The 5,510-nt window shown below is 65.7% G+C and carries 3 protein-coding genes and 1 pseudogene; 3 read left to right on the top strand and 1 reads right to left on the bottom strand.

Annotated features, from left to right (window positions below):
• From AC08OP_RS19820 to AC08OP_RS19810, 3 genes and pseudogenes are all read left to right on the top strand, one after another.
• Window positions 1-1,536 (top strand): annotated as a pseudogene (locus tag AC08OP_RS19820) (replication initiator); the annotation flags it as partial.
• A gap of 29 nt (window positions 1,537-1,565) precedes the next feature.
• Window positions 1,566-1,850: a helix-turn-helix transcriptional regulator gene (locus tag AC08OP_RS19815; RefSeq protein ID WP_476615560.1), complete on the top strand. Its 285-nt coding sequence runs from the start codon at window positions 1,566-1,568 to the stop codon at window positions 1,848-1,850.
• Window positions 1,847-3,208, top strand: a complete 1,362-nt coding sequence (locus AC08OP_RS19810) for a tyrosine-type recombinase/integrase (protein ID WP_476615559.1) — start codon at window positions 1,847-1,849, stop codon at window positions 3,206-3,208. The genes AC08OP_RS19815 and AC08OP_RS19810 overlap by 4 nt, the downstream gene beginning before the upstream one ends.
• Before the next feature lie 337 nt (window positions 3,209-3,545).
• Here AC08OP_RS19810 and AC08OP_RS19805 read toward each other — a convergent pair whose 3' ends face one another.
• Window positions 3,546-4,805 (bottom strand): hypothetical protein, encoded by a 1,260-nt coding sequence (locus AC08OP_RS19805; protein WP_476615558.1) that lies wholly within the window; start codon window positions 4,803-4,805, stop codon window positions 3,546-3,548.
• Window positions 4,806-5,510 lie beyond the last annotated feature (705 nt).

The following is a 5,510-nucleotide window of genomic DNA, read 5'->3' as shown; positions in this document are numbered from 1 at the left end:
GATGCGCCGCACCAACCTGGACACCGGCGAAACGCAGATCATCCCCGTTCCCTGCGGCGCCACCTTGGCATCGGCATGTCCTCCGTGTGCGGAGAAAGCCCGGCGGCTGCGGATGGCGCAGTGCAAGACCGGCTGGCACCTCGACGACGAACCGTTGCCCGCCCCCATCCGCCCACCGACGACGCCAAGGCCCTTGCCTCCCTGCGCGCGGACCTCGAATCCGCGCGGGCGGAGGTCGAGGCGGCCGGGGACCTGGCGCAGGTCGGGGAGATCGACGAGCTGATCGGCCAGGTCGACGACGAGCTGAACGCCTTGGGCGTGCGGGGGAAGGCTGCGCCGGAGAACCGCGATCGGCCTCGCCGGAGCCGCTCGACGCGCCGGCGGCAGGACGCTCCCGACCTGCCTCGGCTGCCCGTCGACCGGCGTACCGTCGGCCGGACGTTCAGCGCCCCGGATGGCACGGTGTGGCGGCCGTCGATGTTCTTGACGCTGACCTGCGACAGCTACGGCCGGGTTCGCTCGGATGGGACCCCGGTGGGCCCGAGTTCGTACGACTACCGACGGGCGGCGCGGGACGCGATCCACTTCCCGAAGCTGCTGGACCGCTTCTGGCAGAACCTGCGCCGGGCGGTCGGCTGGGACGTCCAGTACTTCGCCGCGCTCGAACCGCAACGCCGTCTGGCGCCCCACCTGCACGCGGCGATCCGCGGGACCGTGCCGCGGGCGATGCTGCGCCTGGTGGCGGCTGCCACCTACCACCAGGTGTGGTGGCCACCGTCTGACGAACCGGTCTACCTCGACGGTCACGTGCCCGTCTGGGCTGACGCGGTCGGCGGCTACGTCGACCCGGACATCGGCCTGCCCCTGGTCGCCTGGGATGACGCCCTCGACGCGATCGGCGACGACGACGAACCCGCCCACGTCGTCCGCTTCGGCCCGCAGTTGCGTGCGGACGGCGTGACCGCGAACAGCACGCAGACCAGCCGGATGATCGGCTACCTGACCAAGTATTTGACCAAGAGCCTCGACGCCTGCCACGACCTGGCCAGCGACGCCCAACGGGCCCACCTCGACCGGTTCGCCGACGCCCTGCGGCACGAACCGTGCTCCCCGACCTGCGCGAACTGGCTGCGCTACGGCGTCCAACCCCGCAATGCCCGGCCCGGCCTCGTCCCTGGGCGGTGCAAGGGGAAGGCGCACCGGCGGGAGACGCTCGGCTTCGGCGGCCGGCGGGTGCTGGTCTCCCGCCGCTGGTCCGGCAAGACCCTCACCGACCACCGCCACGACCGGATCGCCTTCATCCGCCAGCAGCTCGAAGCCCTCGGCGGCGACGCCAGTGCCGAGCCGAACCCGGACCGGACGGCCTGGCAGCTCCTACGCCCCGGCGACCCGGCGGCACCCCGCCGCGAACACCTGCTCTTGCACGCGGTCGCCCAACGCCACGCCTGGCGCGCCCAGCTCGACGCCGCCCGCGCCGCCGACGACGGGACACATCTTCCGGCAACCGGCCCACCACCGTTGTCCGACGCAGCCTGACCCTCGCCATCACGACGGGAGCACTGCCCATGTCTGACCAAATGATCCGTACACAGACCGTGCGGGCGCTACCCGGCTCCGCGAAGCCAAGCGAGGGCGACGGCGTCACCCTCGACGCCCTTTACCGGCTTCCGGCCGTGCTCGACCTGCCCACGGCAGCGCGCATCCTCGGCGTCGGGCGGACCGCGGCCTACGAGATGGTGCGTGACGGTCGGTGGCCCACTCCGATCATTCGCCTGTCCAGCCGGAAGATCCGCATCCCGTCCGCCGCGCTACTCGACCTGCTCGGCGTCGATCGGCGGGCGGCTTCGTGAGCGCCGGCCGTCAGGGCAGTGTCCGCAAGGACGCTTCCGGCAGATGGTTCTTCGTCGTCGACATCACCGCCCACGGCGGGGCGCGCAGGCAGGCGAGGCGGCGCGGGTTCGCGGCCAAGAAGGCGGCACAGGTGGCGCTTACGGAGTTTCTCGGCAAGCTCGCCGCCGGCACATACGTCGAGCCATCCCGGCTGACCGTTCGGGAGTTCATCGAGACGCGCTGGCTTCCGGCAGTCGAGGGTGAGTTGCGGCCGTCGACCCTGGCGTCCTACCGGCGGAACCTGCGGCTGCACGTCCTGCCCCGGCTCGGCGGGGTGCGACTCCAGCTCCTCGACACGGCCACCCTGCAAGCCCTCTATGCCGAGTTGCTCCGAGCTGGCCGGGCCGACCATGCCCGGGGGCATGGGCTGTCACCGCGGACCGTGCTCTACATCCACACGATCCTTCGGGGCGCGCTGAAGACGGCGGTCGAATGGGACCTGATCCCGCGCAACCCGGCGGACCGGACCAAGCCGCCGCGGCGGAAGGCCCAGGCCGACCGGCACACGAAGATCCGCACCTGGACGAACGCCGAACTCCGGACCTTCCTCGACGCCACCCGCGAGGAACCGACCTACACCCTGTGGCTGCTGCTCGCCACCACTGGCGTGCGGCGCGGCGAGGCGCTGGGGCTCGCCTGGTCGGCCGTGGACCTGGACGCGGGGCGCATCTCGATCCGTCGGACGCTCGTCGACGTCACCACGTCTGGCACCGGCCGGGTGCCGGTGTTCAGCGACCCGAAGACCGTACGCGGCACGCGGGTCATCGCCCTGGACACGGCCACCGTAACGGCGCTGCGTGACCTGCGCGAGAGCAAGCTGAAGGAGCTGGCGTTGCTCGGCAGGGAGCCAGAGGCCGATCTTGTCTTCACCCACTGGGACGGCCGGGCCATGCACCCGGAACGGACCTCCCGCGCGTTCCTCCGGTGGGTGGGGCGCCTCTGCCTGCCGGTCATCCGGCTGCACGACCTGCGGCACACCTGGGCAACCCTCGCGCTCGCGAGCAACGTGCATCCCAAGGTCGTCTCCGAGCGGCTGGGGCACTCCAGCATCACGATCACCCTGGAGACCTACAGTCACGTCCTGCCCGGCATGCACTCCGACGCTGCGGAAATCGTTGCCGGCCTGATCCTCGGCACGGGCGTGCAGGCAGACGAGGACCAGGCGGACGGCGGCGACGCGACCGACTCGGACGACTCCGATGGCCTGGGTGATGACGACGCGGAACCGGGTGCGCCTGCGTCAGACTGCCCGGCCACCGGCCCGCGGACTCCCTCGTCCGTCCACTTCGGTCACGGCGCGGCCGTGACCAATCTGTGACCAAACAGGCCCAAACGATCAGAGGAGGAACGGTGGGCGAGTATCTGACCTGCGAGAACGCTGCCGTTCAACGGGTGCCCCTCGTGGAGCGGCTTTCAAACCCGACGTTTCGGACGGATCTAGATCAATTGTACTCGAAGTCGCTCAGGGTGAACATAGAGAAGCGGAGCGCTACTGTCGCCGCTTGTGCGCGCGCCTGCCGCTGCGGGTGCGGCGAAGCTGTGGCGCAGTCCCGCCATTTTGTGAATCAGACTCATCAGGTGGTGTGGCTGCGGACGCAACGGTACGTCGGCAAGAATGCAGCACTCAAGACGTCCGCGAGTGGACTTGCATAGTGCTAGTCGGTCGCCTTGAGAACGAAAGAGGAGTAGCGCCATCTCTGCGCTGTTGCGAACGCAGATGCGACCACTACCGCGATCTCGGGCGGCGTGGCATCCGGATCGACATCCAGCACCTTCAGCTTACGTTCAAGCACTGGCCAGAGCCAATTGGCTAGATCAACCTTGCTCGGTTTATACCTCCATTGACTCCAAACCTCTTTGATGTCCTTGCGTCGCTTGCGTTCGGTCGCCAGCGCTGCAACCAGATCAGTGAAGCTGAGTCCATTGGCGTCGGTATGCACCCCGACGATTGCCGTAGCCAATTCTTCATCACTAAAGTGTGCAAATTCATAGCACGAGGATGACCAGGTGTTTATTTCTACAAGCTCCTCCAGTTCGTCATCCGTGGTTTGTACCCCCTGTGCTTTCAAGACCGCGCGTATCTCGTCGACGATCTTACGGCGAGTCTGATCGATCTTGTCCGGTGTGCCGAATTGCTTTCCCTCTGGGTCGACAGCGATCAGGAGCCTCGTCGGTGGCTTAATTAGCGCCCAGTATTCACCGTGCCGCTGTCCAATGAGTGGGGTGGCAGCCAAGGCAGCCACCTTCTCTAGATCGCGGTCCACCCCACCCATCTTCAGAATGCGTACTAGTTCGGGAGCTTTGGGGAACCCCAAGGCTTGCCAGACCTTGGGGGCATGTATTTCCTCACTCTCTCCTTCTAGCGCGAGCACGACCCGTGGATGCGGGGAGAGGCCTAGGCTCATGAGGTCTTCGTCAAGGGAGTCAGGGCGATAGCTGAGCCGCTCTAGAAGTGGGTGGAAGACTTTACCCGGGATGGCCGGTAGGGCTGGCGCCGCTCCACGCTTCGAGAGATCCTCATAGAAGCGCAGCAATATCTCGGCCGTCTCCCTCAGCGTCATTGCCATGAGCGCCGCGCCTTTAAGGCCCTTCCAAGAGGAACGAGGTGCGCGGCGAGCCAATCGGGACCAGGAACCTCCGAGAGGATCAATAAAGTGTGCCCGCATCAGCAAGTGCTCGGCGTCGTTTCTGGCTTCCTCGGCCGAATAAGCCAAAATGTGACTAGCGGCTACGGGGTCAAATCGCTGCTGGTACTGATCCCATTCATCGGCTTCGGCATTGACTAGATTGATCCACTCCGGGTCAAGGTTAGGCAGATAGCGCGGCTCCAATGCAGTAACCGCGATGGCAATCTTTCTGTATCGAGGGCCGAGAACATCCACCACGTGTTTGTCTGGACGAGGCAGAGAAGCCACGGGCTTCCTACCCCGTAGGTGATAGCGACGGCGAGCCAGAAGATCTGCAATCTCGGGTAGCATTAGTAGTTGATGCCACGAGTACAAGACACCTTCGCTCGACCTATTGTTGAGGGAAGCGAAACTCAGCCGCGGCCTGTATGGCAGCGTCGATGGATCTTGTAGGCGCCCGGAATTTCGCCCAGACCGCAATAGCTGTAGTGTCGTTCCCGCACGGATTGGCTCGGCGTATGGGCCAGGGGCAGCCTCGCCAACCGGACGGTTTCGGATGACAATGAAGGGCGCCAGCACCTGATGTCTGTATAGTGCGCGAAGCGTGGAGGCGTCGATCTGGACTCCCCGAGCCTTCGCCTCTTCTATGAAGGTGCCAGACGTAAGAGGAAGATGCTGGGTAAAAACCCACGGCATTGACGCCACGACAACAGATGAGGCAGCCGGGTGCTCTTGAGCCGGCTTATTTACGCTGTCGTTCTGGCTTGCCATGTCTTGATCTTAGCATCCGGCGCGCAGCCCACTCGCAGGGGTGCCATAGCCGCAAGGCGCCATCGCTACTCGTGTAGCGAGAACTTTAGCCGTGGTTCGATCCCGAGTTCGCGGCATCGCCGCGCCCAGTCGTCAATTTTCTGCTTCAGGATGATTGAATTGATCTGTGAGATTCTGGATATCGGACGCTTCCGGGAGAAGCCGAACCAGAGACAGTAGACT

Source organism: Frankia sp. CeRuru1 (assembly GCF_977966315.1).
The sequence above is the reverse complement of the archived record's forward strand: the minus strand, read 5'-3'. Positions and strand labels throughout refer to the sequence as shown.

Coding starts and splice junctions, on each gene's coding strand:
- AC08OP_RS19815 (WP_476615560.1), top strand. CDS start 1,566: ATGTCTGACCAAATGATCCGTACACAGACCGTGCGGGCGCTACCCGGC.